27 protein-coding genes and 1 other RNA gene are annotated in these 26,699 nt (G+C 61.5%); 21 read left to right on the top strand and 7 right to left on the bottom strand.

The genetic code is table 11. The features are described 5' to 3' along the window. The first annotated feature begins 24 nt into the window (after nucleotides 1-24). Nucleotides 25-1,497 carry a MocR-like pyridoxine biosynthesis transcription factor PdxR gene (gene pdxR, locus ACTJJ6_RS12065; RefSeq protein WP_440803703.1) on the top strand — a complete coding sequence of 491 codons (1,473 nt, stop codon included), beginning with the start codon at nucleotides 25-27 and terminating at the stop codon, nucleotides 1,495-1,497. Nucleotides 1,498-1,519: 22 nt separating this feature from the next. Here pdxR and ACTJJ6_RS12060 read toward each other — a convergent pair whose 3' ends face one another. Next, nucleotides 1,520-3,139: an ABC-F family ATP-binding cassette domain-containing protein gene (locus ACTJJ6_RS12060; RefSeq protein WP_049189086.1), complete on the bottom strand. Its 1,620-nt coding sequence runs from the start codon at nucleotides 3,137-3,139 to the stop codon at nucleotides 1,520-1,522. 424 nt (nucleotides 3,140-3,563) lie between these two features. Between ACTJJ6_RS12060 and ACTJJ6_RS12055 the strand changes: the two genes are divergently transcribed. Then, nucleotides 3,564-5,585 carry an oxidoreductase gene (locus ACTJJ6_RS12055; protein ID WP_440803706.1) on the top strand — a complete coding sequence of 674 codons (2,022 nt, stop codon included), beginning with the start codon at nucleotides 3,564-3,566 and terminating at the stop codon, nucleotides 5,583-5,585. 194 nt (nucleotides 5,586-5,779) lie between these two features. On the opposite strand, the gene rlmG is transcribed toward ACTJJ6_RS12055, so the two are convergent. Then, nucleotides 5,780-6,919 carry a 23S rRNA (guanine(1835)-N(2))-methyltransferase RlmG gene (gene rlmG, locus ACTJJ6_RS12050; RefSeq protein ID WP_016930173.1) on the bottom strand — a complete coding sequence of 380 codons (1,140 nt, stop codon included), beginning with the start codon at nucleotides 6,917-6,919 and terminating at the stop codon, nucleotides 5,780-5,782. 230 nt (nucleotides 6,920-7,149) lie between these two features. Here rlmG and ACTJJ6_RS12045 point away from each other — a divergent pair, with 230 nt between their 5' ends. From ACTJJ6_RS12045 to sstT, 7 genes are all read left to right on the top strand, one after another. Continuing rightward, on the top strand, nucleotides 7,150-7,440 hold the full coding sequence (locus ACTJJ6_RS12045; protein WP_049299887.1) for a type II toxin-antitoxin system RelE/ParE family toxin: 291 nt from the start codon (nucleotides 7,150-7,152) through the stop codon (nucleotides 7,438-7,440). A gap of 14 nt (nucleotides 7,441-7,454) precedes the next feature. Continuing rightward, complete coding sequence (locus ACTJJ6_RS12040) at nucleotides 7,455-7,778, top strand: HigA family addiction module antitoxin (protein ID WP_016930175.1); 324 nt, start codon at nucleotides 7,455-7,457, stop codon at nucleotides 7,776-7,778. Next, nucleotides 7,771-8,283: a M48 metallopeptidase family protein gene (locus tag ACTJJ6_RS12035; protein WP_016930176.1), complete on the top strand. Its 513-nt coding sequence runs from the start codon at nucleotides 7,771-7,773 to the stop codon at nucleotides 8,281-8,283. Before ACTJJ6_RS12040 ends, ACTJJ6_RS12035 begins: the two co-directional genes overlap by 8 nt. Nucleotides 8,284-8,332: 49 nt before the next feature. Then, nucleotides 8,333-9,313: a Gfo/Idh/MocA family protein gene (locus tag ACTJJ6_RS12030; RefSeq protein WP_049299889.1), complete on the top strand. Its 981-nt coding sequence runs from the start codon at nucleotides 8,333-8,335 to the stop codon at nucleotides 9,311-9,313. Between the two features lies 1 nt (nucleotide 9,314). Continuing rightward, nucleotides 9,315-10,046, top strand: coding sequence for a glutamine amidotransferase (locus tag ACTJJ6_RS12025; RefSeq protein ID WP_016930178.1), 732 nt, complete (start codon nucleotides 9,315-9,317; stop codon nucleotides 10,044-10,046). Nucleotides 10,047-10,298: 252 nt separating this feature from the next. Next, nucleotides 10,299-11,267, top strand: a complete 969-nt coding sequence (locus ACTJJ6_RS12020) for a TerC family protein (protein WP_016930179.1) — start codon at nucleotides 10,299-10,301, stop codon at nucleotides 11,265-11,267. A gap of 262 nt (nucleotides 11,268-11,529) precedes the next feature. Continuing rightward, nucleotides 11,530-12,765, top strand: a complete 1,236-nt coding sequence (gene sstT, locus ACTJJ6_RS12015) for a serine/threonine transporter SstT (protein ID WP_049299890.1) — start codon at nucleotides 11,530-11,532, stop codon at nucleotides 12,763-12,765. Nucleotides 12,766-12,818: 53 nt separating this feature from the next. Here the strand turns inward: sstT and ACTJJ6_RS12010 are convergent, their stop codons facing one another. Together ACTJJ6_RS12010 and uxaC are read right to left on the bottom strand one after the other, a co-directional pair. After that, a complete protein-coding gene (locus tag ACTJJ6_RS12010; protein WP_049299891.1) occupies nucleotides 12,819-14,306 on the bottom strand; it encodes a UxaA family hydrolase in 1,488 nt (495 codons plus the stop codon). A gap of 20 nt (nucleotides 14,307-14,326) precedes the next feature. Then, complete coding sequence (gene uxaC, locus ACTJJ6_RS12005) at nucleotides 14,327-15,739, bottom strand: glucuronate isomerase (protein WP_079451619.1); 1,413 nt, start codon at nucleotides 15,737-15,739, stop codon at nucleotides 14,327-14,329. 284 nt (nucleotides 15,740-16,023) lie between these two features. Here uxaC and ACTJJ6_RS12000 point away from each other — a divergent pair, with 284 nt between their 5' ends. The 11 genes from ACTJJ6_RS12000 to ACTJJ6_RS11950 all read left to right on the top strand — a co-directional run bounded on the left by ACTJJ6_RS12000 (nucleotide 16,024) and on the right by ACTJJ6_RS11950 (nucleotide 23,570). Next, on the top strand, nucleotides 16,024-17,322 hold the full coding sequence (locus ACTJJ6_RS12000) for an MFS transporter (protein ID WP_015379157.1): 1,299 nt from the start codon (nucleotides 16,024-16,026) through the stop codon (nucleotides 17,320-17,322). A 132-nt stretch (nucleotides 17,323-17,454) separates the two neighbouring features. Continuing rightward, nucleotides 17,455-18,231 carry a transcriptional regulator ExuR gene (exuR, locus tag ACTJJ6_RS11995; RefSeq protein WP_004937137.1) on the top strand — a complete coding sequence of 259 codons (777 nt, stop codon included), beginning with the start codon at nucleotides 17,455-17,457 and terminating at the stop codon, nucleotides 18,229-18,231. A gap of 186 nt (nucleotides 18,232-18,417) precedes the next feature. Beyond that, a complete protein-coding gene (locus ACTJJ6_RS11990; protein ID WP_004937135.1) occupies nucleotides 18,418-18,864 on the top strand; it encodes a hypothetical protein in 447 nt (148 codons plus the stop codon). 136 nt (nucleotides 18,865-19,000) lie between these two features. Then, entirely contained in the window at nucleotides 19,001-19,681 is a 681-nt protein-coding gene (locus ACTJJ6_RS11985; RefSeq protein WP_004937132.1) for a DedA family protein, read from the top strand. Continuing rightward, nucleotides 19,678-20,052, top strand: coding sequence for an EnvZ/OmpR regulon moderator MzrA (mzrA, locus tag ACTJJ6_RS11980; protein WP_004937130.1), 375 nt, complete (start codon nucleotides 19,678-19,680; stop codon nucleotides 20,050-20,052). The genes ACTJJ6_RS11985 and mzrA overlap by 4 nt, the downstream gene beginning before the upstream one ends. Before the next feature lie 242 nt (nucleotides 20,053-20,294). Beyond that, nucleotides 20,295-20,666 carry a DUF1090 domain-containing protein gene (locus ACTJJ6_RS11975; protein ID WP_048794645.1) on the top strand — a complete coding sequence of 124 codons (372 nt, stop codon included), beginning with the start codon at nucleotides 20,295-20,297 and terminating at the stop codon, nucleotides 20,664-20,666. A gap of 162 nt (nucleotides 20,667-20,828) precedes the next feature. Then, nucleotides 20,829-21,134, top strand: coding sequence for a DUF883 family protein (locus tag ACTJJ6_RS11970; protein ID WP_004937125.1), 306 nt, complete (start codon nucleotides 20,829-20,831; stop codon nucleotides 21,132-21,134). Between the two features lie 2 nt (nucleotides 21,135-21,136). Beyond that, nucleotides 21,137-21,538 (top strand): phage holin family protein, encoded by a 402-nt coding sequence (locus ACTJJ6_RS11965; protein WP_015379160.1) that lies wholly within the window; start codon nucleotides 21,137-21,139, stop codon nucleotides 21,536-21,538. Further along, the gene (locus tag ACTJJ6_RS11960; RefSeq protein WP_016930185.1) at nucleotides 21,535-21,822 is read left to right on the top strand and encodes a YqjK-like family protein; all 288 of its coding nucleotides are present in this window, start codon (nucleotides 21,535-21,537) and stop codon (nucleotides 21,820-21,822) included. The genes ACTJJ6_RS11965 and ACTJJ6_RS11960 overlap by 4 nt, the downstream gene beginning before the upstream one ends. 295 nt (nucleotides 21,823-22,117) lie before the next feature. Next, nucleotides 22,118-22,513 carry a DoxX family protein gene (locus tag ACTJJ6_RS11955; RefSeq protein WP_016930186.1) on the top strand — a complete coding sequence of 132 codons (396 nt, stop codon included), beginning with the start codon at nucleotides 22,118-22,120 and terminating at the stop codon, nucleotides 22,511-22,513. Between the two features lie 70 nt (nucleotides 22,514-22,583). Continuing rightward, the gene (locus ACTJJ6_RS11950) at nucleotides 22,584-23,570 is read left to right on the top strand and encodes a glutathione S-transferase family protein (protein ID WP_004937116.1); all 987 of its coding nucleotides are present in this window, start codon (nucleotides 22,584-22,586) and stop codon (nucleotides 23,568-23,570) included. A gap of 51 nt (nucleotides 23,571-23,621) precedes the next feature. Here the strand turns inward: ACTJJ6_RS11950 and ACTJJ6_RS11945 are convergent, their stop codons facing one another. Then, nucleotides 23,622-24,518 carry a LysR family transcriptional regulator gene (locus ACTJJ6_RS11945; protein WP_004937113.1) on the bottom strand — a complete coding sequence of 299 codons (897 nt, stop codon included), beginning with the start codon at nucleotides 24,516-24,518 and terminating at the stop codon, nucleotides 23,622-23,624. A 107-nt stretch (nucleotides 24,519-24,625) separates the two neighbouring features. On the opposite strand from ACTJJ6_RS11945, the gene ACTJJ6_RS11940 reads away from it, so the two are divergent. Then, nucleotides 24,626-25,327: a pirin family protein gene (locus ACTJJ6_RS11940; RefSeq protein ID WP_048794646.1), complete on the top strand. Its 702-nt coding sequence runs from the start codon at nucleotides 24,626-24,628 to the stop codon at nucleotides 25,325-25,327. A 57-nt stretch (nucleotides 25,328-25,384) separates the two neighbouring features. On the opposite strand, the gene rnpB is transcribed toward ACTJJ6_RS11940, so the two are convergent. Then, an RNA gene (gene rnpB, locus ACTJJ6_RS11935) (RNase P RNA component class A) lies at nucleotides 25,385-25,762 on the bottom strand. Nucleotides 25,763-25,803: 41 nt separating this feature from the next. Further along, nucleotides 25,804-26,667 carry a 16S rRNA (cytidine(1402)-2'-O)-methyltransferase gene (gene rsmI / locus ACTJJ6_RS11930; RefSeq protein ID WP_004937108.1) on the bottom strand — a complete coding sequence of 288 codons (864 nt, stop codon included), beginning with the start codon at nucleotides 26,665-26,667 and terminating at the stop codon, nucleotides 25,804-25,806. Nucleotides 26,668-26,699 lie beyond the last annotated feature (32 nt).

Here is a 26,699-nt window from a genome sequence, read left to right as displayed (position 1 = left end):
GTTACGAATAATTGAGGGATCCAATTGCGCTCATTGAGTGGTGATCTGTTGCTGCAGCGCCTCGGCGAACAGCCCGATGACAAGCTGCACAAGCGGCTTTACAACGCGATCCGCACCAGCATTCTCGACGGCAGCCTGCCGCCCTCCAGCCGCCTGCCCGCCTCGCGCGATCTGGCGCAGGAGCTCAGCCTGTCCCGCAACACCGTGTTAACCGTTTATGAACAACTGCTGGCGGAAGGCTACGTGTCGGCGCGCGCCGGCAGCGGCACCTTCGTCGCCGACACGGTGCCGGACAGCTGCCTGTCCACCGGCGGCGCCCCGGCGGACGGCAGCGGGCAACCGCGGCGCGTCGAACTGTCGGAGCGCGGCGCCACGCTGCTGCACCACGCCAGCGCCAGCCCCAAACAGTGGGGGGCGTTCATTCCCGGCGTCCCCGACGTCAACGCCTTTCCTCATCAGCTGTTCAGCAAGATCCAGGCGCGCCTCAGCCGCCGCCCGACGCCGCAACGGCTGACCTACAGCAATCAGGGCGGCAGCCCGGAGCTGCAGCATGCGTTGGTGGAGTATTTACGGGTGGCGCGCTCGGTGCGCTGCTCGCCGGAACAGATCCTGATCACTGAAGGCATCCATCAGGCGATCGATCTGGTGACGCGCATGTTGTGCAATCCGGGGGATGACGCCTGGATCGAAGAGCCGGGCTATTGGGGGATCCGCAATATCCTGCGCATCAATGCGCTGAACATCTGCCCGCTGGCGGTGGACGAGGCCGGGCTGGTGCCGCCGGAGCAGCCGGTCAACCCACCGCGGCTGATCTTCGTCACCCCGTCGCACCAGTATCCGCTCGGCTCGGTGATGAGCCTGGCGCGCCGCCAACGGCTGCTGGCGCTGGCGCGCAACGCCGGCGGTTGGATCGTCGAGGACGACTACGACAGCGAATTCCGTTTTTCCGGCCAGCCGATCCCGGCGTTGCAAGGGCTGGAAGCCGACGCGCCGGTGATCTATATCGGCACCTTCAGCAAAACGCTCTACCCGGCGCTGCGCCTCGGCTATGTGGTGTTGCCGCCGCCGCTGGTGCAGGCGCTGAAAACCGCCCATGCCGAGCTGTACCGCGGCGGGCACCTGCTGATCCAGAGCGCGCTGGCGGAGTTTATTCAGGCGGGGCACTACACGGCGCATATCCGCCGCATGCGGTTGCTGTATGCCCGGCGGCGCGCCTTCCTGACCGGCTTGATCGAACAACATCTCGGCAAGCAGGCGCTCAGCGAGTTCAACAGCAACGCCGGCTTGCATCTGATCCTCAACCTGCCGGACGAGGCCGACGACGTGGCGATCGCCGCCGCCGCCGGCGCGCAAGGGGTGCTGGTGCGGCCGCTGTCGCGCTACTACATGCTGCCCAACCGCCGGCGCGGCCTGCTGATGGGCTTTGCCTGCGTGCCGGAAGAGCAAATGGCCGCCGCCTTCACCCAGCTGCTGGCGTGCATCAACGCCCCGCACTAGGTCAGAGCGCCGCCCGCCTGCCTCACCAGGCCTGAAGCCGCCAGCCGTCCGCTTGCCTGTTCAGGCGGTGCGTCGGCCTCAGCGCCTGCAGGAAGTCTTCGTCGTGCGACACCACCAGCATCGCGCCGGGGAAATCCGCCAGCGCGGTTTCGATCGCCAGCGACGACGCCAGATCCAGATGGTTGGTCGGCTCGTCGAGCAACAGCAGCTGCGCCGGTTGTCGCCGCCACAGCGCGCAGGCCAGCGCCGCCTTCAAGCGTTCACCGCCGCTCAGCGAGCCCAGCGGCAACGCGATGCGATCCGCGCCAAGCTGCAGCTGCGCCAGCCGGGTGCGCAACGCCCCTTCCGCCAGCGGCGAATCCTGTAGCCCCAGATGTTCCATCACCGACAGGCCTGGATCGAGCTGCGACAGGGTTTGATCGAGGTAGGCCGTCGACAGCGGGCAATGACAATGGCCGGAAAGCGCCGTCAGCTGCCCGAGAAGGGTCTTCAGCAAGGTGGATTTTCCGCAGCCGTTGGGGCCGGTCAACGCCACGCGCATCGGGCCGTCGATCCGCAGATCCAGCGGCGGCGCGCTGACGAACGGCAGCTGCAGCCGCTCGAGCACCAGCACCTGCTTGTTCGCGTTCACTTCACTGCCCGGCAGCGCCAGCAACACCGGCGGTTCCTCCTCCACCCGCTGATAGGCTTCACGCACCGCCGCATCGAGGCTGTCGCGCCGATCCTGATGCTGTTTGCGCAGCGTGCCGAGGCTCTCCTTCGCCGCCGACTTGTAGGCCACCCGTTCGAAAGAGGCGATATTCAGCGTATCGACGACGCGCAGCGTTTGCGCCGAGCGCCGCTGGCTCATGTCGTGCTCTTTCTGTTGGCGAGCACGGGTGCGGCGGCGCTCCTCGCGCGCATGCTCCAGATCGGCGCGCGCCGCCTGCTGCTCCATATCGCGCTGGCGCCGGTAGTCCTCATAGTTGCCGCCGTAGCTGCGCAGCGCGCCGGGCGTCAGTTCGACGATGCGCTCCATGCGCCCCAGCAGCTGCCGGTCATGGCTGGCGATCAGCAGCCCGCCCCGCCACTGATCCAGCTGCTGATACAGCCAGGCGCGGCCGGCGCTGTCGAGGTGGTTGGTCGGTTCGTCCAGCAGCAGAAAATCCGCCTCGCCGAGCAAGGCGCCGCACAGCGACGCGCGCATCCGCTCGCCGCCGCTCAGCGAACTGGCGGATCGCAACGGATCGAAGGCCGGCAACCCGGCGGCGGCAAAGGCGTTTTGCAGACGATCGTGAAGATCCCAGCGCCCTTCCAGACGATCGATATCGTCCGCCAACGGCCGCCCCTGCTCGAGACGCGCCAGCGCGGCGAACACCTCGCCGTAGCCCAACAGCTGGGCCAGCGTAGTGTGCGGCGCGATCTCCGGCTGCTGCGCAACGTAAACTACTGCGGCATGAGATTCAACGTGTCCATTGCCCGGCAGATCCAATCCGGCGATCAGGCGCAGCAGTTGGGTTTTGCCAACGCCGTTGCGCCCCACCAGGCCGCAGCGCGACCGATCAAAAACGAGATCCAGCGGGCCGAACAGCGTTTCGCCGTCAGCAAATTGGCAGGTCAGTTGATGTAAAACGAAATAAGGGGACTGCGCTAAATGAGCCATAAGCACTCCTGAATGAGATCAAAATATCCCCACAGGGCGCGAGAGCGCACAGCGTGGGACCAGATATCAACAGGCGTGGTTGTTCATTTTCGGTTATGGCTCCGCAGAGAGAAGGAATTTGCAACGCGTAAAGGCTAACCGATCTTTTGTTCGTTATGCAAACAGAGTCTGAGATTCATGACATCTATCACATTCGGCGCAACGCAGATTCCCAAGCGGCGCGACAACGGCTAGATTTATCTCATCCGACCACTTGTGTTCACATAATAATAACAGATGCTCATCCCCAATCGCTTTCAACCTGCAGCTAGGCGGCAAGTTCGGGCGTTCCCAGGAGCTTACTCAAGTAAGTGACTGGGGCGAGCGAACGCAGGCAACAACGCTGCAGGTTGAAAGAGGCGGGGGATGAACGATGGAGAGTGCAATGAGCAATTACCCTCACCTGCTGGCGCCGCTGGATCTCGGCTTCACCACCCTGAAAAACCGGGTGCTGATGGGATCGATGCATACCGGCCTGGAAGAGCTGCCCGACGGCCCGCAGCGCTTGGCCGCGTTCTATGCCGAGCGCGCCGCCGCCGGCGTGGCGCTGATCGTCACCGGCGGCATTGCCCCGAACGAACAGGGCGTGGTGTTTCGCGGCGGTTCGATCCTCAACAGCGAGGCGCAATTGCCTCACCACCGCCCGGTAACCGAGGCCGTCCACCGGGCGGGCGGCAAAATTGCGCTGCAGATCCTGCACACCGGCCGCTACAGCTATCAACCCAAGCTGGTGGCCCCTTCCGCGCTGCAGGCGCCAATCAACCCGTTTACGCCGAGCGCCCTGAGTGAAGCGGAGATCGCGCAGACCATCGCCGACTTCGCCCGCTGCGCGGCGCTGGCGCAGCAGGCCGGCTACGACGGCGTTGAAGTGATGGGTTCCGAAGGCTACCTGATCAACCAATTCTTGACGACGCGCACCAACCAGCGCGACGACCAATGGGGCGGCAGCTTCACCAACCGCATGCGCTTCGCCGTCGAGACCGTCAGGGCGGTACGCCAGGCCGTGGGCCCGGAATTCATTCTGATCTACCGGCTGTCGATGCTTGATCTGGTGGAAGACGGCTCCAGTTGGGAGGAGATCGAGCAGCTGGCGCTGGCGATCGAACAGGCGGGCGCCACGATCATCAATACCGGCATCGGCTGGCACGAAGCACGTATTCCGACCATCGCCACCATGGTGCCGCGCGCCGGATTCAGCTGGGTGACCCGCAAGCTGATGGGCAAGGTCAGCATCCCGCTGATCACCACCAACCGCATCAACGATCCGGCGGTGGCCGAGCAGGTGCTGGCGGACGGCTGCGCCGACATGGTGTCGATGGCGCGCCCGTTTCTCGCCGACGCCGCCTTTGTGCAGAAAGCCGCCGAGGGGCGCGCCGACGAGATCAATACCTGCATCGGTTGCAACCAGGCCTGTCTCGACCAGATCTTTGAAGGCAAGCTGACTTCCTGTCTGGTCAACCCGCGCGCCTGCCGTGAAACCGAAATGCCGCTGACGATGGCGGAAAAACCGAAAAAACTGGCGGTGGTCGGCGCCGGCCCCGCCGGGCTGGCGTTTGCCACCACCGCCGCCAGCCGCGGCCATCGGGTGACGCTGTTCGACGCCGCCGAGCAGATCGGCGGCCAGTTCAACATCGCCAAGCAGATCCCCGGCAAGGAAGAATTCCATGAAACCCTGCGTTACTTCCGTCGCCAGCTGGCGCTGCGTGAAGTGACGGTCAGGCTGGGCGTCAAGGTCGAAGCGGCGGATTTAAGCGAATTCGATGAGGTGATCCTCGCCTGCGGCATCGTGCCGCGCACCCCGGATATTCCCGGCATCGGGCACGCCAAGGTGCTGAGCTATCTGGACGTGCTGCGCGATAAAAAACCGGTCGGCCAGCGGGTGGCGATCGTCGGCGCCGGCGGCATCGGCTTCGATACCGCCGAGTACCTCAGCCAGCACGGCGTGTCCAGCAGCCTGGATCAGGCGGAATTCAATCGCGAATGGGGCATCGACGGGCGCCTTGAGCAGCGCGGCGGGCTGGCGGAGCAAGGGCCGCAGGCGCCGCGCGCCGCCCGGCAGATCTACCTGTTGCAACGCAAAACCAGCAAAGTGGGCGAAGGCCTGGGGAAAACCACCGGTTGGATCCACCGCGCCAGCCTGGCGATGCGCGGCGTGAAGATGCTCAACAGCGTCAGCTATCGGCTGATCGACGACGAAGGGCTGCACATCACCCGCGCCGAGCAAGACAGATGCCTGCCGGTGGACACGGTGGTCATTTGCGCCGGGCAGGAACCGCGCCGCGAACTGCAGCAGCCGCTGCTGGCAATGGGAAAAACCGTGCACCTGATCGGCGGCGCCGACGTGGCCGCCGAGCTGGACGCCCGCCGCGCGATCGATCAGGGCACGCGGTTGGCGATGACGCTATAAAAAAGGGGCGCCCGGCGCCCCTGATATTGATGACAAACCTCATCCCCATGCCGGGTTGGCAGAGAGCAGCGAAAAGAAAACAAGGAAAATCAATTTATTGATTTTCGGCTGATAACCACAAAGGGGGAAAAACCACGCTTTTTCCTCCTTTGTCTGCAGACTGAGGGGCGCCCGGCGCCCCTTGTTATTCACGCTCAGCGACGCGCGCCGGATTTCACCGCTCGAAGAATCACGAACTTCTTGTTCGAGGCCACCAGCGTGCAGTTGCCGAACAGGCGCTTGAGTTTCTGATGGTAGTCGAGGTGACGGTTGCCGACGATGCGCAATTCGCCGCCCACCTGCAGGCAGCGCTTGGCGTCGCAGAACATCTGCCAGGCGGTGTGATCGGTAATGGCGTGTTGCTGGTGGAACGGCGGGTTGCACAGCACCGCCTGCACGCTTTCGCGCTCGATGCCCGCCAGCGCGTTGTTCACCTCAAACTGACAGCGATCCAGCTCTTGCGGCAGGTTGTGCTCCACGTTCAGCTCGCTGGAGGCCACCGCCATGTAAGATTCATCGACAAAGGTCACCTGCGCTTCCGGGTTTTGCGCCAGCGCCGTCAAACCAATCACGCCGTTGCCGCAGCCCAGATCGACGATATGGCCGTTCAGGCCGCGCGGCAGATGCTCCATAAACAGGCGCGCGCCGATATCCAGGCTGCCGCGCGAGAAGACGTTGGCGTGGTTGTGGATCAGCCAATCGGTGCCGTCCAGCGTCCAGTTGGTGGTTTCCGCTGCCGCCGGCGGAACGATGTCCGCCGCCTGGCAGAAGATCAGGCGCGCCTTCTTCCACGCCAGGCTGGTACGCGTTGGGCCCAGCACTTTTTCAAACAGCTGCATCGTCGAGGTGTGCACGTCGCGCGCTTTGGCGCCGGCAACGATCAGCGTGTCTTCGGTCACGACGTGGCGCAGCGCGCGCAGCTGCTGTTCCAGCAGCGCCAGCGCTTTCGGCACGCGAATCAGCACCACCGCCGGCGCCGCCGGCAGCTCGGCCAGGCTGTCCAGCAGCGTGACCTGCTCGGGATCCAGACCGTTGAGCTTGAGGTTGTGGCGCGTCGCCAGCTGGCTCATGTACGAGTCGCTGACGCTGTAAGGGCGATGCGCGTGCAACGCACAGGCCAGGGTGCCGAAGTTATCGTTGAAAATCAGCACCGGACGGCCGCCGATATCTACGTTTTCAAGCTGTTGCAGCAGATATTCGTCCGCCGCTTCCCACGCCTGCAGTTGGGTGGATTCTTCCTGTTGGGGATAACGCTCCAGCTCAAGTTGCTGTGTTCCCAGATCGAGTTGGCTCATTGCCCCTCCTGACTGATAAAATTTGGGCTGTTTATCCCCTAAAAACGCCCGTCAGTAAAATGTTTTTTCGGATAAATTGCGTATTGCGCCGCGTATCTGAAAACCCGTGCCCCTTTTCTCCTTTAACAACATTAACCTTTCCCTCCCGAGCACCCATGTCGACGTTTTTTTAACCTGACGGGGTGTAACTTTAAATGTTACACTGGCAGTCCCTATGGAAGGGGGAAAGCATGATTAAATCTTTCCGCGATCGCTATCTGGAGCAGTTCTATCTGGAAGGCAGGCGCAGCCGTCTGATCCCCGGCGCGCTTGAGCGACAGTTGGCCAGAAAACTCGATATGTTGGCCGCCGCGCAGCAAGAGCGTGATTTGCATCACCCCACGGGTAACTATTACAAGCGGCTATCCGGACCATTTCAGGGATGGTCAAGTCCGCGCGTCAATATGCACTGGCGGCTGATGTTCCAGTGGCGGCATGATGCCGCTGAAAAAATTTACCTCGATCCTCATCAAGATACCTGAACGAGGGGGTACCTATGTTGGAAACCACGACTCGCGAACCCACCACGGTGGGAGAAGTGCTGCAGGAAGAATATTTAACGCCGCTAGGCATCGGCCAGGAGGAACTGGCAAAGGTATTGGGCGTCACCCGCGCCACCGTCAATCGCCTGTGCAACGGGCATCGACGCATGAGCGTTGCCGAGGCCAATCTGTTTGCCGATCTGTTCGAAACGACCGCTGACTTTTGGCTAAACCTGCAGGCGGCGCACGATCGCTGGGAAGCCAGACAGGCCGATGCGCAGCGTGTGCGGCTGCGGCCGATCAAAGAAATACTGAGGCGCAATATCACTCATGCATGACATCGAACTCGCCTACCTGCAAGGCTACCCAACGCATCTGCAAAGCCAGGTGCAGCAACTGATCCATCAGAATCGGCTGGGGGACGTGCTGCTGCAGCGCTATCCGCAGGTGCACGACTGCACCACCGACAAATCGCTGTATCAGTTTACCGTCGATCTGAAAAACCAGTATCTGCGCAACGCCCAGCCGCTGAGCAAGGTGGCCTACGACAGCAAGATCCACGTCATGAAACATGCGCTGGGCCTGCACACCGCCATCTCGCGCGTGCAGGGCGGCAAGCTGAAGGCCAAGGCGGAAATCCGCGTGGCGACGGTGTTCAAGGTCGCGCCCGAGCCGTTCCTGCGCATGATCGTGGTGCATGAGCTGGCGCATCTGAAAGAGAAAGATCATAACAAGGCGTTCTACAGCCTGTGCTGCCATATGGAGCCGGATTACCACCAGCTGGAGTTCGATACCCGGCTGTATCTGACGCACCTTTCGCTGTTCGGCGAGCTGTATGCATAGCGAGTGAGGGCGTGATAATCTGCGGTTTTAGGCTGGACCGGAGCTCGCTATGATTCGCTTTGCCGTTGTCGGCACCAACTGGATTACGGAACGTTTTATCGATGCCGCCCATGAAAGCGGCAAACTCAAGTTGAGCGCCGTGTATTCACGCTCCCTGGAACAGGCGCAGGCGTTTGGCGCCAACTATCAGGTCACGCAGTTTTTCGACTCGCTCGAGACCATGGCCCAGTCCGATGCCATAGACGCGGTGTATATCGCCAGCCCCAACTCCCTGCACTGCCCGCAATCGCTGCTGTTCCTGCGCCATAAAAAGCATGTGATCTGCGAAAAACCGCTGGCCTCCAACCAGCGCGAAGCGGAACAGGTGGTAGCCTGCGCGCGGGAAAACCAGGTGGTGCTGTTCGAGGCGTTCAAAAGCGCCTATCTGCCGAATTTTCTGGCGCTGCAACTGGCATTGCCGAAAATCGGCCGGCTGCGCAAAGCCTTCATCAACTATTGCCAATACTCTTCGCGCTACCCGCGCTACCTGGCCGGCGAGAACCCCAACACGTTTAATCTGCAGTTCTCCAACGGCTCGATCATGGACATCGGCTACTACTGCCTGGCCAGCGCGGTGGCGCTGTTCGGCGCGCCGCAGTCGGTGCTCGCCAACGCCACGCTGCTCGATACCGGTGTGGACGCCCACGGCACCGTCTGCCTGAACTACGGCGATTTCGACGTCACGCTTTCCCATTCCAAGGTCAGCGACTCGGCGATCCCCAGCGAGATCCAGGGAGAAGAAGGCACGCTGATTATCGACAAAATCTCCGAGTGCCAGGGCGTGGCGCTGACGCCGCGCGGCGGCAACCGCCAGGATCTGAGCCAGCCGCAGCACATCAACACCATGCTGTATGAGGCGCTGGCCTTCGCCGAGTTGGTTGAGAAGCGTCAGGTGGAACATCCGGGGCTGGAGAATTCGCTGATCGTCGCCCGCCTGCTGACCGATATCCGCCGCCAGACCGGCGTCGTCTTCCCCGCCGACGGAGAATGAGATGAAACCGCTGCTCGTGATGCAAACCGGCGACGCGCCGCAGGCCATTCGTCAGGAATTGGCAAACTTTGAAGGCATGTTCCTGCAACAGGGCAATATCGACGCCGAACGCGCGCACATCGTACACTTGCCCGCCGGCGAACGGCCGTTGCCGCCGGCCGCCTATTGCGGCGTGGTCATCACCGGCTCGCCGGCGATGGTGACCGAACGGCTGCCGTGGAGCGAGGAGGCCGCCGAATGGCTGCGTCAGGCGATGGCGATCAAACTGCCGCTGTTCGGCGTCTGCTACGGCCATCAGCTGTTGGCCTACGCGCTCGGCGGCGAAGTGGGTTACCACCCGCAGGGCATGGAAGTCGGCACGCTGGAGATCGAACTGCTGCCCGCCGCGGCCGACGATCGGCGGCTCACCCTGCTGCCGCCGCGCTTCAAAGCCAACCTGATCCACTCGCAGAGCGTGCTGACGCCGCCCGCCGGCGCGCAGACGCTGGCGCGTTCGCAGCAGGACGCGCACCAGATCCTGCGCTATGGCGATCATGCCCTGACCACCCAGTTCCACCCGGAATTCAACGGCGCGGTGATGAGCCAGTATCTGCAGTGGCTCGGCCAGCTGCATCCCGAGCAGCAAGCCCGCTACCACCAGCAACAACAACAGGTTAGCGACACGCCGTTCAGCCGCCTGCTGCTGCAGGGATTCGTCGTCAGCCTCGGTGCGCAAAAAGCGATGGCCGGCTAACGCGATTCACGTTGACCGCCGACACATTTTGCATTACTTTCTGCTCTGCAAAGGGGAGTAACTTCATTGCCGGTCAATCGTCATTACGATGCGCAAGCATCCGGTTACCGGGCAACCTGATGTCAAAGGTGTAACCACCTTCATCAACGTTGTAAGTGAGACCTTGCCGGAAGGCGAGGTTTGCTTGCAGCGTTCACAGAGCGGCTGGCGTCTTCCGACGTTGGCCGTTTTTGTTTTTGAAGGATACCTCTGATGATGAATTCCGTTGGCACACCGTGGTTATGGGGCAGCTTCGCCGCCGTCATAGTCGTGATGCTCGCAATCGATCTCCTGTTGCAGGGCCGTAAAGGCGCGCACACCATGACTATGAAGCAGGCCGCCAGTTGGTCGCTGGTGTGGGTCAGCCTCTCCCTGCTGTTCAACTTCGGTTTCTGGTACTACCTGAATGAAACCGCCGGGCGCGCCGTCGCCGATACCCAGGCGCTGGCCTTCCTGACCGGTTACCTGATCGAAAAAGCGCTGGCGGTGGATAATGTGTTCGTCTGGCTGATGCTGTTCAGCTACTTCGCCGTGCCGGCCAACCTGCAACGGCGGGTGCTGATCTACGGCGTGCTGGGCGCAATCGTGCTGCGCACCATCATGATCTTCGCCGGCAGCTGGCTGGTCAGCCAGTTCCAGTGGCTGCTGTATCTGTTCGGCGCTTTCCTGCTGTTCACCGGTATTAAAATGGCGCTGGCGAAGGAAGATGACTCGGCGATCGGCGACAAACCGCTGGTGAAATGGCTGCGCAGCCGCTTGCGCATGACCGACAGCCTGGAAGGCGAGCGTTTCTTCGTGCGCCGCAACGGCATCCTGTTCGCCACCCCGCTGGTGCTGGTGCTGATCCTGGTGGAACTGAGCGACGTGATTTTCGCGGTGGACAGCATTCCGGCGATCTTCGCCGTGACCACCGATCCGTTCATCGTCCTGACCTCTAACCTGTTCGCCATCATGGGTCTGCGCGCCATGTACTTCCTGCTGGCCAACGTGGCGGAACGTTTCTCGATGCTGAAATACGGCCTGTCGGTGATCCTGGTGTTTATCGGTATCAAGATGCTGATTATCGACTTCTTCCACATCCCGATCGGCATATCGCTCGGCGTGGTGGCGGGCATCCTGACGCTCACCTTGCTGATCAACGCCTGGGTCAATCGCCGCAACGATCGCCTGGCGAAGAAATAACCATAATCTGTTATCCGGGGCGCTAGCCGCCCCGCGATTGTTTGGCAATTCCCCCAAAACGCCAAACGTTATTGCGATCACACAAATGTAACCAGTATGTTATCAAGTGTTGATCCGCGCTCAGAATTTCACCCTCGCCTCTTTCCAACCTCATTCGATTGCTGAATACTGATTCGGCAAACACACTTAGTTACAGAATCATATAAAGCTGCCCGGCGTCGTTCCCGCCGCGGCGGCCAGATAACATCAGGAAGAAAGCACTATGCAAAAACTACTACAAAAGATCACGCAGGGCAGCCTGGTCAAACAAATCATGGCCGGCCTGGTGGCCGGCATTCTGGTGGCGCTGGTTTCGCCGGCGGCCGCGGCGGCGGTCGGCCTGCTCGGTTCCCTGTTCGTCGGCGCGCTGAAAGCGGTGGCGCCGGTGCTGGTGCTGATTCTGGTGATGGCCTCGATCGCCAACCATAAACAGGGGCAGAAAACCAACATTCGCCCGATCCTGTTCCTCTACCTGCTGGGCACCTTCGCCGCAGCGCTGGTGGCGGTCGTCGTCAGCTTTATCTTCCCTTCCACGCTGGCGCTGACCACCGGCGCGACCGACATTACCCCGCCGGGCGGCATTGTGGAGGTGATGAAGGGCCTGTTGATGAGCGTGGTGGCCAACCCGTTCCATGCGCTGATTAACGCCAACTACATCGGTATTCTGGCGTGGGCCGTCGGGCTGGGGCTGGCGCTGCGCCACGCTTCCGAGACCACCAAGGGGCTGATCAACGACATGTCCCATGCGGTCACGCTGGTGGTGCGCGCAGTGATCCGCTGTGCGCCGCTCGGCATCTTCGGCCTGGTGGCCTCCACGCTGGCGGAAACCGGCTTCGGCGTGCTGTGGGGCTACGCCCAGCTGCTGATGGTGCTGCTCGGCTGTATGCTGCTGGTGGCGCTGGTGCTCAACCCGCTGATCGTTTACTGGAAGATCCGCCGCAATCCGTATCCGCTGGTGTTCGCCTGCCTGCGCGAGAGCGGCGTGACCGCCTTCTTCACCCGCAGCTCGGCCGCCAACATCCCGGTAAACATGGAGCTGTGCAAGAAGCTGAACCTGAATGAGGACACCTACTCGGTTTCCATTCCGCTGGGCGCCACCATCAACATGGCCGGCGCGGCGATCACCATCACCGTGCTGACGCTGGCGGCGGTAAACACGCTGGGCATCGCGGTAGACGTCCCGACCGCCCTGTTGCTGAGCGTGGTGGCCGCCCTCTGCGCCTGCGGCGCCTCCGGCGTGGCCGGCGGCTCGCTGCTGCTGATCCCGCTGGCGTGCAACATGTTCGGCATTCCGAACGACGTGGCGATGCAGGTGGTGGCGGTCGGCTTTATCATCGGCGTGCTGCAGGATTCGGCGGAAACCGCCCTCAACTCCTCCACCGACGTGCTGTTCACCGCCGCGGCCTGCCAGGCGGAAGACCAGCGGCTGGCGAACGAAGACCCGCTGAAGGTGCGTTAACCCCGCCTTGCCTCATCAAAAAGGCGCTCCCTCGAGCGCCTTTTTTATCAGCCTTACAGCGTCACCCCGCTTTTAAATATCGCCAGCTCGCGGAAGTCGTTGGTTTCATTACGCGCCGGACGCCCGTTGGCGATCTCGACAATCAGGTCGATGAAGCGGCTGAGCAACGTCTCCATCGCCACGCCGTGAACCAGGCCGCCGGCGTCGAAATCGATCCAGTGCGGTTTCTTCGCCGCCAGCTCGCTGTTGGTCGCCAGCTTCACCGTCGGCACAAAGCCGCCGTACGGCGTGCCGCGCCCGGTGCTGAACAGCACCATATGACAGCCGGCGCCGGCCAGCGCGCTGGTCGCCACCGCATCGTTGCCCGGCGCGCTGAGCAGATTCAGCCCCGGCACGCGCAGCCGCTCGCCGTATTTCAACACGTCCACCACCTGGCTTAGCCCCGCCTTTTGGGTGCAGCCAAGCGACTTCTCCTCCAGCGTGGTGATGCCACCGGCCTTGTTGCCCGGCGACGGATTCTCATAAATCGGCTGCTGATGGGCAATGAAATAGCGTTTGAAATCGTTGATCATGTCGACGGTTTTGCCGAAGGTCTCCCCATCGCGACAGCGGCTCATCAGAATGCGCTCGGCGCCGAACATCTCCGGCACTTCGGTCAGCACCGTGGTGCCGCCGTTGGCGATCGCATAATCGGAGAACCGCCCCAGCAGCGGGTTGGCGGTGATACCCGACAATCCGTCCGAACCGCCGCACTCCAGGCCGAACTTCAGCTCGCTCAGGCGGCCCGGCTCGCGGCGATCGTGGCGCATCTCCCGGTACAGCTCGTGCAACAGCGCCAGCCCGGCTTCCACTTCGTCGTCCTGTTGTTGGCACACCATAAAGCGCAGCCGCCGCTCGTCCTCTATCCCCAACGTGGCGCGAAAGGCATCCACCTGATTGTTCTCGCAACCCAGCCCGATCACCAGCACCGCGCCGGCGTTGGGGTGGCGCGCCATGTTTTGCAGCATGATGCGAGTATTGGCATGATCCTGCCCAAGCTGCGAGCAGCCGAACGGATGGCTGAACAGGTGAACGCCGTCGATCCCGTCCGCCTGCGTTTGCTGCAAAAAGCGCTGTTGGATCTGACGGGCGATGCCGTTGACGCAGCCGACGGTCGGCACGATCCACAGCTCGTTGCGGATCCCCACTTCGCCGCCGGCCCGGCGGTACAGCAGCACCTCGCGATCCGCCGCCTGCGGCGGCAACGTCGGGAACTGCGGCTGGTAACGGTAGCTGTCCAGATCGCTCAGGTTGGTTTTGACGTTTTGCGAATGAATGTGCTCCCCAGGCGCAATGGCCGCGAGCGCATGGCCGATCGGCTGGCCGTATTTGATGATGTCTTCGCCCTCGGCGATTGGGCCGAGCGCAAATTTGTGCCCGCGCGCCACCGGCTGCGCCAGTTGGATGACCGCGCCTTCCAGCTCAACGCACTCTCCGGCAGCCAGATCGCGCAGCGCCACCGCCACGTTATCCTGCTCATGAATCTTTATCGTACTTTGCATAAACCGGTCCCGGATAACGGCTACGCCAGTTCAATGGCGAAATAGTCTTTGGCGTTGTCGAAGCAGATGTTTTTCACCATCTCGCCCAGCAGCGCGATATCCGCCGGCGCTTCGCCGTCCGCCACCCAACGACCGATCATCTGGCAAAGGATGCGGCGGAAGTATTCATGGCGCGTATACGACAGGAAGCTGCGACTGTCGGTCAGCATGCCGACGAAGCGGCTCAGCAGCCCGAGCTGCGCCAGCTGCGTCATTTGGCGCTGCATGCCGTCCTTCTGATCGTTGAACCACCAGCCGGAGCCGAACTGCATCTTGCCCGGCGTGCCTTCCCCCTGGAAATTGCCGATCATGGTGCCGATCACTTCGTTATCGCGCGGGTTGAGGCAGTAGAGAATGGTTTTCGGCAGGCCCCCCTGCCGCGCCTGGGCATCCAGCAGCCGCGACAGCGGTTCCGCCAGCGGCCGATCGTTGATCGAGTCGAAGCCGATATCCGGCCCGACGGCGGCCAGCATGCGGCTGTTGTTATTGCGCAGCGCGCCGATGTGATACTGCTGCACCCAGCCGCGGCGCCGGTATTCGCCGGCCAGGAACAGCAGCACCGCGCTTTTGAACTGGGCGCTCTGTTCCGGCGTCGGCAGCTCGCCGTTCAGGCGGCGCAGCAGGATCGCATCCAACGTCGCTTCATCGGCCTCGCCGAACACCACCACGTCCAGCGCATGATCGGCCACCTTGCAACCGTGGGCGGCGAAGTGATCCATGCGCTTGTACAGCGCGTCGCACAGCGTGCTGAAGCGGCCGATGGCGGTGTCCGCCGCCGCCTCCAACTGCCGCAGATAGTCGTTGAAGCCGGGCGCATCGATGGTGAAAGCCTTGTCCGGCCGCCAGCTCGGCAATACCTTGATATCGAAGCCACGATCGTCGGCGATCGCCCGATGGTGGCGCAGATCGTCGATCGGATCGTCGGTGGTGCCGACCATTTTCACGTTCATCTGCCGCATGATGCCGCGCGCGCGAAACGCATCCTGCGCCAATAGCGCATTACCGCGCTGCCAGATCTCATCCGCCGTGGCCGGCGACAGCAGCGTGCCGGTGATGCCGAACGGCCGACGCAGCTCCAGATGCGTCCAGTGATAGAGCGGGTTGCCGATGGTGTGCGGCACCGTGGCGGCCCAGGCGTCGAATTTCTCGCGATCGCCCGCATCGCCGGTGCATAACCGCTCCGCCACGCCGTTAGTGCGCATCGCCCGCCATTTGTAGTGATCGCCCCGCAGCCAGATATCGTACAGGTTGCTGAAGCGGGTATTCTCCGCGATCTGCTGCGGCGGCAAATGGCAGTGATAATCGAAAATCGGCTGCGGCGCCGCATAATCGTGATACAAGCGCCGGGCAAATTCGCTGTCCAGCAGGAAATCTTCGCTCAAAAACGTCGCCATCTCGGGCTCCTTACTTGCCGTGCGGCACGGGGTTCGAATCACAAAAGTTATCACACCAATTTTAACTAGCGTCCAGCAGATTTTTCCCGATGTCTGCCGTTCATCCTCTCTCCACGCCCTTTTTCGCTCAATTTACCGGCAAAAATGCCCTATTTCACCGGCCACAGTATCGCTCAGGCGAATAATTCCTTTTGTGATATCACTCAACTTTTAAACCTGTATGACAGGTTATTGTCTCGCCAGCCGCATCGACGGCCACACCTTCAAACGGGGAGACATTTCGGATGCGTAAAATTAAAGGGTTACGCTGGTACATGATCGGACTGGTGACCATCGGCACCGTGCTGGGCTACCTGACCCGCAACGCCATCGCCGTCGCGGCGCCGACGCTGGAAGATACGCTGCACATCACCACCCAACAGTATTCCTATATCGTCGCCGCCTATTCCGCCTGCTACACCGTGATGCAACCGGTGGCGGGCTACGTGCTGGACGTGCTGGGCACCAAGGTCGGTTACGCCATGTTCGCCATTCTGTGGGCGCTGTTCTGCATGGGCACCGCGCTGGCCAACAGCTGGGGCGGCCTGGCGCTGGCGCGCGGCGCGGTCGGCATGGCCGAGGCGGCGATGATCCCCGCCGGGCTGAAGGCCAGCAGCGAGTGGTTTCCGGCCAAAGAGCGTTCGATCGCCGTCGGTTATTTCAACGTGGGTTCATCGATCGGCGGCATGATCGCCCCACCGCTGGTGGTATGGGCCATCGTGGCGCACAGCTGGGAAATGGCGTTCATCATCACCGGCGTGCTGAGCCTGATCTGGGCCATTTGTTGGCTGCTGTTCTACAAACACCCGAAAGATCAGAAGAAACTGAGCCAGGAAGAGCGCCGTTACATCCTCGAAGGCCAGGAAGCGCAGCACCAGACCTCTAACGCCAAAAAGATGTCCGCCTGGCAGATCGTGCGCAACCGCCAGTTCTGGGGCATCGCGCTGCCGCGCTTTCTGGCGGAACCGGCCTGGGGCACCTTCAACGCCTGGATCCCGCTGTTCATGTTCAAGGCCTACGGTTTTAATCTGAAAGAGATTGCCATGTTCGCCTGGATGCCGATGCTGTTCGCCGATCTCGGCTGCATCGTCGGCGGCTACCTGCCGCCGCTGTTCCAGAAGTATTTCAAGGTTAATCTGATCGTTTCACGCAAGCTGGTGGTGACGATGGGAGCGGTGTTGATGATCGGCCCCGGCATGATCGGCCTGTTCACCAGCCCTTACGCGGCTATCGCGCTGCTGTGCGTCGGCGGCTTCGCCCATCAGGCGCTGTCCGGCGCGTTGATTACCCTCTCTTCCGACGTATTCGGCCGCAATGAGGTGGCGACCGCCAACGGGTTGACCGGCATGGCGGCCTGGACAGCCAGCACACTGTTCGCCCTGGTGGTCGGCGCCCTGGCGGACACCCTCGGCTTCAGCCCGCTGTTCGCCGCGCTGTCGGTCTTCGACATTCTCGGCGCCATCGTCATCTGGACGGTGTTGCAAAACCGCCCGGCCGCCGAAACGCAGCCGGCCACGCTGCAGCCTGCCCCGGCGCGCAGCTGATCCCGCCGCCCGGCCGCCGCCCGGCCGCTGCGCGCCGGGCCTCTTGCTCCTCTGGCAGCGGTGCCGAATAAGTGGTATAACAAATCCGATGGCCACGCGCCCCTTCCCACCGCACCGTATAGAGCATTCACTATGGAATTCACCGAAACCAGACGCCTGTATCAGCAACTGGCCGCCGAGCTCAAGCAACGCATCGAAAGCGGCCGCTACCCGGTAGGCGACAAGCTGCCGGCCGAGCGATACATCGCCGAAGAGATGAATGTCAGCCGCACCGTGGTGCGCGAAGCGATCATCATGCTGGAGGTGGAAGGCTATGTGGACGTGCGCAAAGGATCCGGGATCCACGTGGTGTCCAACCAGCAAAAGCACCTGGTGGTGCCGGGCGACAGCATCGAGTTCGCCACCGCCGGCCCGTTTGAGCTGCTGCAGGCGCGCCAGCTGATAGAAAGCAACATCGCCGAATTCGCCGCCACCCAGGTGACCAAACAAGATATCGTGCAGTTGATGGAGATCCAGGAGCACGCCCGTAAAGAGGATCGCTTCCGCGACTCGCAGTGGGATCTGAAGTTCCACGTGCAGGTGGCGCTGGCCACCCAGAACACCGCCATGGCCACCATCGTGGAAAAAATGTGGGTGCAGCGGGTCAACAACCCTTACTGGAAAAAACTGCATGAACATATCGACGAACGCTCGATCGCCAGCTGGTGCGACGATCACGATCAGATCCTCAAAGCGCTGATGCGCAAAGACCCTTACGCCGCCAAACTGGCGATGTGGCAGCACCTGGAAAACACCAAACAGATGCTGTTCAACGCCACCAGCGATGACTTCGAATACAACGCCGATCGCTACCTGTTCGCCGAGAATCCGGTGGTGCATCTGGATGGCGTGAACCACGAGCCGAAATAGCCACGGCGGTCAAAAACCGTCGGCTTATGTCAGGTAATGTAAAATCCGCTGAATCGATGCCGGAACCGCCGTTTGCCGTGTACTATTTCACCGTCGGCAACGTAGATTTCCCTGTTGCCAATCGTGCTATTTTGGTAGAGTTAGCCCACTTTTTTACCCATTGCTGCGGGGGCGGGACGCGAATAAATGCGCTGGTTGTTTGCCATGCTGATTGCTGTTTTCTGCTGGACCGGTTCGGTCTCCGGCCAACAGCTATGCGTGGCGTCACCCAAGCCAACCCCCAGCGCGCTGAGCAGCCTGCCGCTGCTGGCGGAGCCGGCGCTTTCCCCCTATGATCATGTGTATCGGGCGCCGGCCGAAGCGCGCCGCAAAGCCCCCGGCAAGTTGCCGCTGCTGCTGCCCAGAGCGCACTCTTTCTCCGGTTCGCTGCTCGCATCCTCCCTGCCGGCGCCGGTCTATACCCTGGCCGCAGAGCCGGGTTACCGAATTCGCTTCCCCCGCCAGGACACCCCGGCCCCCAACCGGCTTGCCCAGGTCGACTGGATGCTGGACGCTTCCAGGCAACAGAGTCGCCAGGCCGGTTGGAAAGAAAGCAACATGCAGTACCGTGGCACGCTGACTTACCACCTATGACCGGTGTCGCACCGCTTAGAAACCTTAAAGCAACGCCGTTTCATCGTTATCAGCACTCAGGATCGCCGCGCGCTTTCAGCTCACGCCCGCTCCGCCGCTGAGATAAAAATAAACAATGACGTTTTAGGAACACCGGATGGACATCATTAAAGAACTGATACATGCCTTATGGCAGCAGGATTTTGAGACGCTGGCGAACCCTTCGTTGGTGTGGACCCTCTACATCCTGCTGTTCATGATCCTGTTTTTGGAGAACGGCCTGCTGCCGGCCGCTTTCCTGCCGGGTGACAGCCTGCTGATCCTGGTCGGCGTGCTGATCGCCAAAGGCACCATGGGCTTCCCATTGACCATCGTTATCCTGACCGTCGCCGCCAGCCTGGGGTGCTGGGTCAGTTATATACAAGGCCGGTGGCTCGGCAATACGCGAACGGTGCAAGGCTGGCTTTCGCATCTGCCGGCTCACTACCATCAACGCGCTCACAACCTGTTCCACCGCCACGGCCTTTCCGCCCTGCTGGTCGGCCGCTTCCTGGCCTTCGTGCGCACCCTGCTGCCAACCATCGCCGGCCTGTCCGGCCTGAGCAACGCGCGCTTCCAGTTCTTCAACTGGATGAGCGGCCTGCTGTGGGTCTTGATCTTGACGACGCTGGGCTTCGCCCTGGGGAAAACTCCGGTGTTCCGCAAGTATGAAGATCAGCTGATGTTCTGCCTGATGATGTTACCGCTGGTATTGCTGGTGGTCGGGCTGGTCGGCTCGTTGATCGTGTTGTGGCGCAAGAAGCGCGCCAACAGCCAGAACCCGGGGAAAGGGGCGTGACAGCAAAGCGCCCGCGCTGGCAATACGTCCTGATGATCGCGCTCGCCCTGCTGGCGTTGGCGACGCTGTTGGTGCCCTGTATGGTGCGCACCGAGAGCGAGCTGCGCATCCGCGCCAGCCAGCAAGGGCTGTCGCTGCCCGACGGCTTTTATGTCTACCAGCGCCTGGATGAACGCGGCATCCGCATCAAAAGCATTACGCCGGAAGGCGATGGCCTGGTCATCCGTCTGGATTCGCCAGAGCAGCAATTGCTGGCGCGCGAAGCGTTGCAAACCATTCTGCCGCCCGGTTACCACATCGCATTGAGCGAGTCCCCCGTGCCGTCGCATTGGGTGCGCGAATTTGCGCGTTCCCCACTCAATCTGGGATAATCCCCCTTCATATGAAGGGGTTTCCTTTCATTGCCATTATCTTCATTTTCATTCGCATCGATTAGCTCAAGAATTAATCAGTCAGCACTGGGTCACGGCTGATTCTTTGGGGGCTCGCCGGTTTCATGACTATGCTGAAGGGTAACTTCAGCCGGCGATGAACGCCCTCCTCTCGTGCTGCCGCCTTCGGCAGCCAGGAAAGCGGATGCCTGTTCAGGCATCTCATGAAAAGGAACTGAAAGATGAAATTACGCCACTCACTGTTACTGCTGTTGCCACTCTGCACGCTGCCGGCGCTCGCTTCGGCCGCTGAGGGCGGCTGCGCCGCCAAAGCGCAAGACATCCAGCAGCAAATTGACTACGCCACCCAACACGGCAACACCCGCCGCGTGGAAGGGCTGAAAAAAGCGCTGAGCGAAGTGCAGACCCACTGCACCGAAGCCGGCCTGCAGGCCGAACGCCAGAAAAACATCGCAGAGAAACAGCGCAAGGTCGACGAGCGCCGGCAGGAGCTGAAAGAAGCGCAGCAAACCGGCAAGCTGGACAAGGTCGCCAAGAAACAGCAAAAGCTGACGGAAGCGCAGGCTGAGCTGAAACGCGCCCAAGCGGAATAATTTTTATACCAGCGGATTTGTCGATGAGAGCCCCATCGTACGGGATTTCTTAAGCATATGGAATTGATGTCTGGTGTTATCTTCTGACCATCACCCCTTTGCTCCGGCGAAAAAATCCGCTATGTTAAAAGTCTGTCGAAATAAACGTTAAGGAATAATCACATGGCACATGATTCAAATGCAGAAAACTTACGCGCTGAACTGAAGTCCTTAGCCGATACGCTGGAGGAAGTGCTGAACTCCTCCACCGACAAGCCGAAAGCCGAGTTGGAGAAGCTGCGTTCGAAAGCGGAAGGCGCGCTGAAAGAGACCCGCGCTCGCCTGAGCGACGCCGGTGACAAGCTGGCTTCGCAAACCAAACAGATCGCCGGCCAGGCCGACGACTATGTGCGCGACAACCCGTGGACCGGCATCGGTATCGGCGCGGCGGTCGGCGTGGTGTTGGGCGTGCTGCTCGCGCGTCGTTAATCATGGCTGAACAACCGCAAGTTCGCGCGCAGGGCCCCGCCAAAGGGGTCCTGGATATCGGTCAGCGCATCATCACGATCCTGGTCGGCATGGTGGAAACCCGTGTCCGGCTGGCGGTAGTCGAGCTGGAAGAGGAGAAAGCCAACCTCATTCAGCTGCTGATCATGGCCGGCATGACGCTGCTGTTCACCGCCTTCGGTTTGATGAGCCTGCTGATCCTGATCTTCTGGGCCATCGATCCGGTCTACCGGCTGGTGGCGCTGGGCGCAACAACCGGCGTGCTGCTGTTCCTGGCCGTGGTCGGCACCATCTGGACGCTGGTCAAGGCTCGTCGCACCACGCTGCTGGGCGCCACGCGCAAGCAGTTGGAACTCGACCGCGCCGAACTGGAGCGCGAACCATGAGCCGCCGCCGCTACCTGGAATGGAAAAAAGAGAGGCTGATTCGCCAGATCCAGCAACAGCGTCTGGATCTGGCCGAACACAAGTCTTTGTGGCTGGAAAAGACCGAACGCATTGACCGCGGCTGGCAGACAGTGTTTGGCCTGCGCCGCTATCTGGTACTCGGTTCCAGCGTCATGGCGCTGTACGGCATCCGCCACCCCAGCAAGATGATCCGCTGGTCGCGTCGTGCTTTCGGCGCCTGGAGCGCTATTCGACTGTTTAAAAAGACGTTTTCCTCCAAGTAAGTCACTTAACCTTTCCTTCAAACCTCCTGTTGCTCTGCCCGCATTTTCTCCCTTGATACAACGCGTCTAACCCCGGGGCCGGGCAACCTGCTGATCGGCGGTATTTTATTAGCACGCTAAAGATTCAGATTTTTTGAAAAATTACGACAGTTTTACTTGCTAACAACCTGAGCACTTCCCGCTTAACATTCACTCCATCAATACGATACGGAGCGGACAGGGTCAGAGACCCGCTACGCCGCCCGTTGATATGACTACCGCCGAACAGGCACACAAAAACACTTTGGAGTAGATGATGAAAAAATTAGAAGATGCAGGTTTGCTGGTTGCTCGTATCCTGATGCCAATCCTGTTTATCGTGGCAGGCTACGGCAAAATGGGTGACGCTTACGCCGGAACTCAACAGTACATGCAATCGATGGGCGTGCCTGGCTTCTTGCTGCCGCTGACCATTCTGCTGGAGTTTGGCGGCGGTCTGGCGATCCTGTTCGGCTTCCTGACCCGCACCGTGGCGCTGTTCACTGCCGGTTTCACCATCCTGACCGCGCTGCTGTTCCACACTGATTTTGCGGAAGGCGTAAACCAGCTGATGTTCATGAAAAACCTGACCATCGCCGGCGGCTTCATCGTGTTGGCGGTCGCAGGCCCGGGCGGCTTCAGCATCGACCGTCTTCTGAACAAGAAATGGTAATCTAAACTGTCATTCAGGGCCCGGCATGCCGGGCCCTGTCGTTTTTCACTCGGACACCAAGGAGATTCCCATGGGACAACTCGTCGATGGCGTTTGGCAAGACATCTGGTATGACACGAAATCTACCGGCGGCCGTTTCAAACGTTCAACCGCTCAGTTTCGCAATTGGGTGACCGCCGACGGTCAGCCCGGCGAACACGGCGCGGGCGGCTTCCAGGCCGAAGCGGGCCGTTATCACCTGTACGTTTCTCTCGCCTGCCCCTGGGCGCACCGCACGCTGCTGATGCGCAAATTGAAAGGGCTGGAGCAGATCATTCCGGTCTCGGTGGTGCACCCGCTGATGCTGGAAAACGGCTGGACCTTCGGCCAGGATTTTCCTGAAACCACCGGCGATCCGCTGTATCACGCCGACTTCCTGTACCAGATCTACCTGCGGGCAGACCCGCACTACAGCGGGCGCGTGACCGTGCCGGTGCTGTGGGATAAACAGAGGCAAACCATCGTCAGCAACGAATCCGCCGACATCATCCGCATGTTCAACAGCGCGTTTGACGGCGTCGGCGCTCGGGCTGGGGACTACTACCCGACCGATCTGCGCGGCAAGATCGATGAGCTGAACGGCTGGATTTACGATCAAGTGAACAACGGCGTGTACAAGGCCGGTTTCGCCACCAGCCAGGAAGCCTATGACGAAGCGGTCAACGGGGTATTCAACGCGCTGGAGCGCCTTGAGCAGATCCTGGGGCAACATCGCTACCTGACCGGCGATCGGCTGACCGAAGCCGACCTGCGTCTGTGGACCACGCTGGTGCGTTTCGATCCGGTGTACGTCACCCACTTCAAGTGCGACAAACACCGCATCAGCGACTATCTGAACCTGTACGGTTTCCTGCGCGACATCTACCAGATGCCGGGCATCGCCGAAACGGTCAGCCTGCCGCACATTCGCAACCACTACTACCGCAGCCACGCCACCATCAACCCGCACGGCATCATTTCCATCGGGCCGGCGCAGGATCTGGACGAGCCGCACGGCCGCGACCAGCGCTTCGGTTAAGGCGAAAAAAATCCCCTTGCCGCCCGGCAAGGGGATGTCATCCCACCGACGTTAACGTTGCGCGAACAGGCGCGGGATTTCGCGCAGGAACCAGGCCTTCGCCTCCCCCATGCTGTCGCGCCGCCAGGCCATAATGATGTCGGCTTCGCGGCTGTATTCCGGCCCCACCACGCGCAGCCGGCCGGCTTCGATATCTTTCTCCACCATCGGATACGGCATGGTCGCCACCCCCAACCCGGCCAGCAGCGCCAGACGTTTGTCTTCAATGGTGCTCACCGTCAGGCGCTGTTGCTTGTCCAGCAGCTGTACGGTCAACACCGGGCGCTCGCGAGCGGTATCCGCCACCGCGATACCGCGGTATTTCACGCGGGTCACCTCGGACAACGGCTCCGGCTCCTGGTGGATAGGATGATCCGGCGCGGCGACATAAACGCTCATGACCTTGTACAGTTTGCGGGTGTTGATCTCCGACGACGCGCGAAAATGCATGTCCGGCGCGATCACAATGTCGGCGCGACCCTGTTCCAGCCGCTCCCAGGCGCCCGCCAGCACTTCGGTGAAAATCGACACCTGGGTGTTGGCCTTCAGCGCCAGCTTGTCCACCAGCGGGAACAGCAGGCTTGGCGGCGACAGCGCTTCACTGACGATGGTCAGGTGGGTTTCCCAACCGCGCGCCAGCGCCTCGGCGTCGGTGGTCAGCTTATCGGCCGCCTCCAGCAGCACCCGCCCGCGCTCCAGCAACATGCGCCCGACGTTGGTGAACTTGGTGCGGTGGCCCGAACGGTCGAACAGCACCACGTCCAATTCTTCTTCCAATTTTTGCATGGTGTAGCTGAGCGCCGACGGCACCCGGCCCAATTCGTCGGCGGCCGCGGCGAAACTGCCACGCCGGTCGATCGCATCCATCACTCTCAGCGCCTCAAGCGTGAGCGCCCGATCTCTGGCCATCACATCCCTCTGTCAGGAAATTTGAATATGCCGACCAGATTAACTGGCTAACAATCCGACGTCCAGATGCTTACCATTTGGATAATGAATTTAGAGAGCCGATTGCCATGATTACATGCAGAACAGCACAACAATGCGGGCAAGCTGACTTTGGTTGGCTGCAGGCTCGCTACACCTTTTCCTTTGGTCACTACTTCGATCCCAAACTGATGGGCTACGCCTCGCTGCGGGTGTTGAATCAGGAGGTGCTGGCACCGGGCGCGTCGTTCCAGCCGCGCACCTATCCCAGCGTGGATATCCTGAACCTGATCCTGCAGGGCGAGGCGGAATACCGCGACAGCGACGGCAACACCGCGCGCGCCAAAGCCGGCGAGGCGCTGCTGTTGGCCACCCAGCCGGGCCTGAGTTACAGCGAACAGAACGTCAGCAGCGATACGCCGCTGACCCGCCTGCAGCTGTGGCTGGACGCCTGCCCGGAACGCAACAACGAGCGGGTACAGCGCCTGGCGCTGCCGGCGGCAGGCAACCTGCTGCTGGCCTCGCCGGACGGCGCGCAGGGCAGCCTGCAGCTGCGCCAGCAGGTTTGGATCCACCATCTCGATCTGCAGCCGGGCGAAGAACAAACGCTGACGATTAACGGGCCGCGCGCCTATTTGCAGTCGATTCACGGCACCATCGCCGCCACCGGCGAGCGCCACGAGGAACAGCGTCTGACCTGCGGCGACGGCGCCTTCGTGCGTGAGGAGAATCGCCTGACGATCCGCGCCGAGACGCCGCTGCGCGCGCTGCTGATTGACCTGCCGGTGTAAGCCGGCCGAAAAACGAAAAACCCCGCGCAACTGGCGTTGCGCGGGGTTTTCTTTTGTCGAGGGAGTTGACCGGTAAGCCGGGTTCTGTCGTGGACAGTCATTCCTCTAGGCCAGCAATCGCTCACTGGCTCAAGCAGCCTACCCGGGTTCAGTACGGGCCGTACCATGTGAACCCCTATTTGGCCTTGCTCCGGGTGGAGTTTACCGTGCCACGAACTGTTGCCAGCCGCGCGGTGCGCTCTTACCGCACCCTTTCACCCTTACCTGATCCCGCTTGCGCGGGCCATCGGCGGTTTGCTCTCTGTTGCACTAGTCGTAGGCTTGCGCCTCCCAGGCGTTACCTGGCACCCTGCCCTATGGAGCCCGGACTTTCCTCCCCTCCATCTGTCTCCCCGAAGAGGACGGCAATGAAGCGGCGACTGTCTGGTCAACTCCGGCGCGGATAGTAGCGTCGCGACGGCGGCAGGTCAACCGCTTTACGGCTGTTGTTGCTCCAGCGCGTGCTTATACAGCGCATTTTTCTTCACGCCGTGGATTTCCGCCGCCAGCGCCGCCGCCTTTTTCAGCGGCAGCTCTTTTTGCAGCAGCGCCAGCGTGCGCAGCGCCTCGAGCGGCAGCGCATCCTCCTGCGCCTTGTGGCCTTCGACGATCAGCACCATCTCACCGCGGCGGCGCACTTCATCTTCCTGCACCCACGCCAGCAGCTCGCCCACCGGCGCGCCGTGGATGGATTCCCAGGTTTTGGTCAGCTCGCGCGCCAGCACCACATAGCGCTGCGGGCCCCAGACGGTGACCATGTCCTGCAGACTTTCCAGCAGGCGATGGGTGGATTCGTAGAAAATCAGCGTGCGCGGTTCCTCCGCCAGCGCCATCAACGTATCCTTGCGTCCCTTGGTTTTCGCCGGCAGGAAGCCTTCGTAGCAGAAACGGTCGGAAGCGACGCCCGCGGCGCACAGCGCGGTGGTGGCGGCGCAGGCGCCCGGCAGCGGCACCACGCGAATGCCGGCCTCACGGCAGCGGCGCACCAGGTGATAACCGGGATCGTTGATCAGCGGCGTGCCGGCGTCGGACACCAGCGCGATGCTCTGGCCTTCCTGCAGTTTCGCCAGCAGCTGATCGGCCTTTTGCTGTTCGTTGTGATCGTGCAGCGCGAACAGACGCGCGTTAATCGCGAAGTGTTGCAGCAGCAATCCGGTATGGCGCGTGTCTTCCGCCGCGATCAGATCAACGCTTTTCAGTACCTCTAACGCACGGTGGGTGATATCGCCCAGATTGCCGATGGGGGTGGGCACCACATACAGCGTTGATGCAGAAATGACTGATTGTTGGTGTTGATTCATTGTTTCATCCGGGTTGCCGATTTAATATTGAG

The sequence above is a fragment of the Serratia sp. 22278 genome (assembly GCF_052045405.1).
Taxonomy (GTDB): domain Bacteria; phylum Pseudomonadota; class Gammaproteobacteria; order Enterobacterales; family Enterobacteriaceae; genus Serratia; species Serratia marcescens.
Note: the sequence above shows the minus strand (reverse complement) of the source record. Positions and strands in the feature narration are given on the sequence as shown.

Coding starts and splice junctions, on each gene's coding strand:
- ACTJJ6_RS12040 (WP_016930175.1), top strand. CDS start 7,455: ATGTTGGAAACCACGACTCGCGAACCCACCACGGTGGGAGAAGTGCTG.
- ACTJJ6_RS12060 (WP_049189086.1), bottom strand. CDS start 3,139: ATGGCTCATTTAGCGCAGTCCCCTTATTTCGTTTTACATCAACTGACC.
- ACTJJ6_RS12020 (WP_016930179.1), top strand. CDS start 10,299: ATGATGAATTCCGTTGGCACACCGTGGTTATGGGGCAGCTTCGCCGCC.
- sstT (WP_049299890.1), top strand. CDS start 11,530: ATGCAAAAACTACTACAAAAGATCACGCAGGGCAGCCTGGTCAAACAA.
- ACTJJ6_RS11940 (WP_048794646.1), top strand. CDS start 24,626: ATGATTACATGCAGAACAGCACAACAATGCGGGCAAGCTGACTTTGGT.
- ACTJJ6_RS12055 (WP_440803706.1), top strand. CDS start 3,564: ATGAGCAATTACCCTCACCTGCTGGCGCCGCTGGATCTCGGCTTCACC.
- exuR (WP_004937137.1), top strand. CDS start 17,455: ATGGAATTCACCGAAACCAGACGCCTGTATCAGCAACTGGCCGCCGAG.
- ACTJJ6_RS11950 (WP_004937116.1), top strand. CDS start 22,584: ATGGGACAACTCGTCGATGGCGTTTGGCAAGACATCTGGTATGACACG.
- ACTJJ6_RS11990 (WP_004937135.1), top strand. CDS start 18,418: ATGCGCTGGTTGTTTGCCATGCTGATTGCTGTTTTCTGCTGGACCGGT.
- rsmI (WP_004937108.1), bottom strand. CDS start 26,667: ATGAATCAACACCAACAATCAGTCATTTCTGCATCAACGCTGTATGTG.
- ACTJJ6_RS11985 (WP_004937132.1), top strand. CDS start 19,001: ATGGACATCATTAAAGAACTGATACATGCCTTATGGCAGCAGGATTTT.
- ACTJJ6_RS11945 (WP_004937113.1), bottom strand. CDS start 24,518: ATGGCCAGAGATCGGGCGCTCACGCTTGAGGCGCTGAGAGTGATGGAT.
- rlmG (WP_016930173.1), bottom strand. CDS start 6,919: ATGAGCCAACTCGATCTGGGAACACAGCAACTTGAGCTGGAGCGTTAT.
- ACTJJ6_RS12030 (WP_049299889.1), top strand. CDS start 8,333: ATGATTCGCTTTGCCGTTGTCGGCACCAACTGGATTACGGAACGTTTT.
- ACTJJ6_RS12045 (WP_049299887.1), top strand. CDS start 7,150: ATGATTAAATCTTTCCGCGATCGCTATCTGGAGCAGTTCTATCTGGAA.
- uxaC (WP_079451619.1), bottom strand. CDS start 15,739: ATGGCGACGTTTTTGAGCGAAGATTTCCTGCTGGACAGCGAATTTGCC.
- ACTJJ6_RS12010 (WP_049299891.1), bottom strand. CDS start 14,306: ATGCAAAGTACGATAAAGATTCATGAGCAGGATAACGTGGCGGTGGCG.
- ACTJJ6_RS11975 (WP_048794645.1), top strand. CDS start 20,295: ATGAAATTACGCCACTCACTGTTACTGCTGTTGCCACTCTGCACGCTG.
- ACTJJ6_RS12000 (WP_015379157.1), top strand. CDS start 16,024: ATGCGTAAAATTAAAGGGTTACGCTGGTACATGATCGGACTGGTGACC.
- ACTJJ6_RS11970 (WP_004937125.1), top strand. CDS start 20,829: ATGGCACATGATTCAAATGCAGAAAACTTACGCGCTGAACTGAAGTCC.
- ACTJJ6_RS12035 (WP_016930176.1), top strand. CDS start 7,771: ATGCATGACATCGAACTCGCCTACCTGCAAGGCTACCCAACGCATCTG.
- ACTJJ6_RS11955 (WP_016930186.1), top strand. CDS start 22,118: ATGAAAAAATTAGAAGATGCAGGTTTGCTGGTTGCTCGTATCCTGATG.
- ACTJJ6_RS11965 (WP_015379160.1), top strand. CDS start 21,137: ATGGCTGAACAACCGCAAGTTCGCGCGCAGGGCCCCGCCAAAGGGGTC.
- ACTJJ6_RS11960 (WP_016930185.1), top strand. CDS start 21,535: ATGAGCCGCCGCCGCTACCTGGAATGGAAAAAAGAGAGGCTGATTCGC.
- ACTJJ6_RS12025 (WP_016930178.1), top strand. CDS start 9,315: ATGAAACCGCTGCTCGTGATGCAAACCGGCGACGCGCCGCAGGCCATT.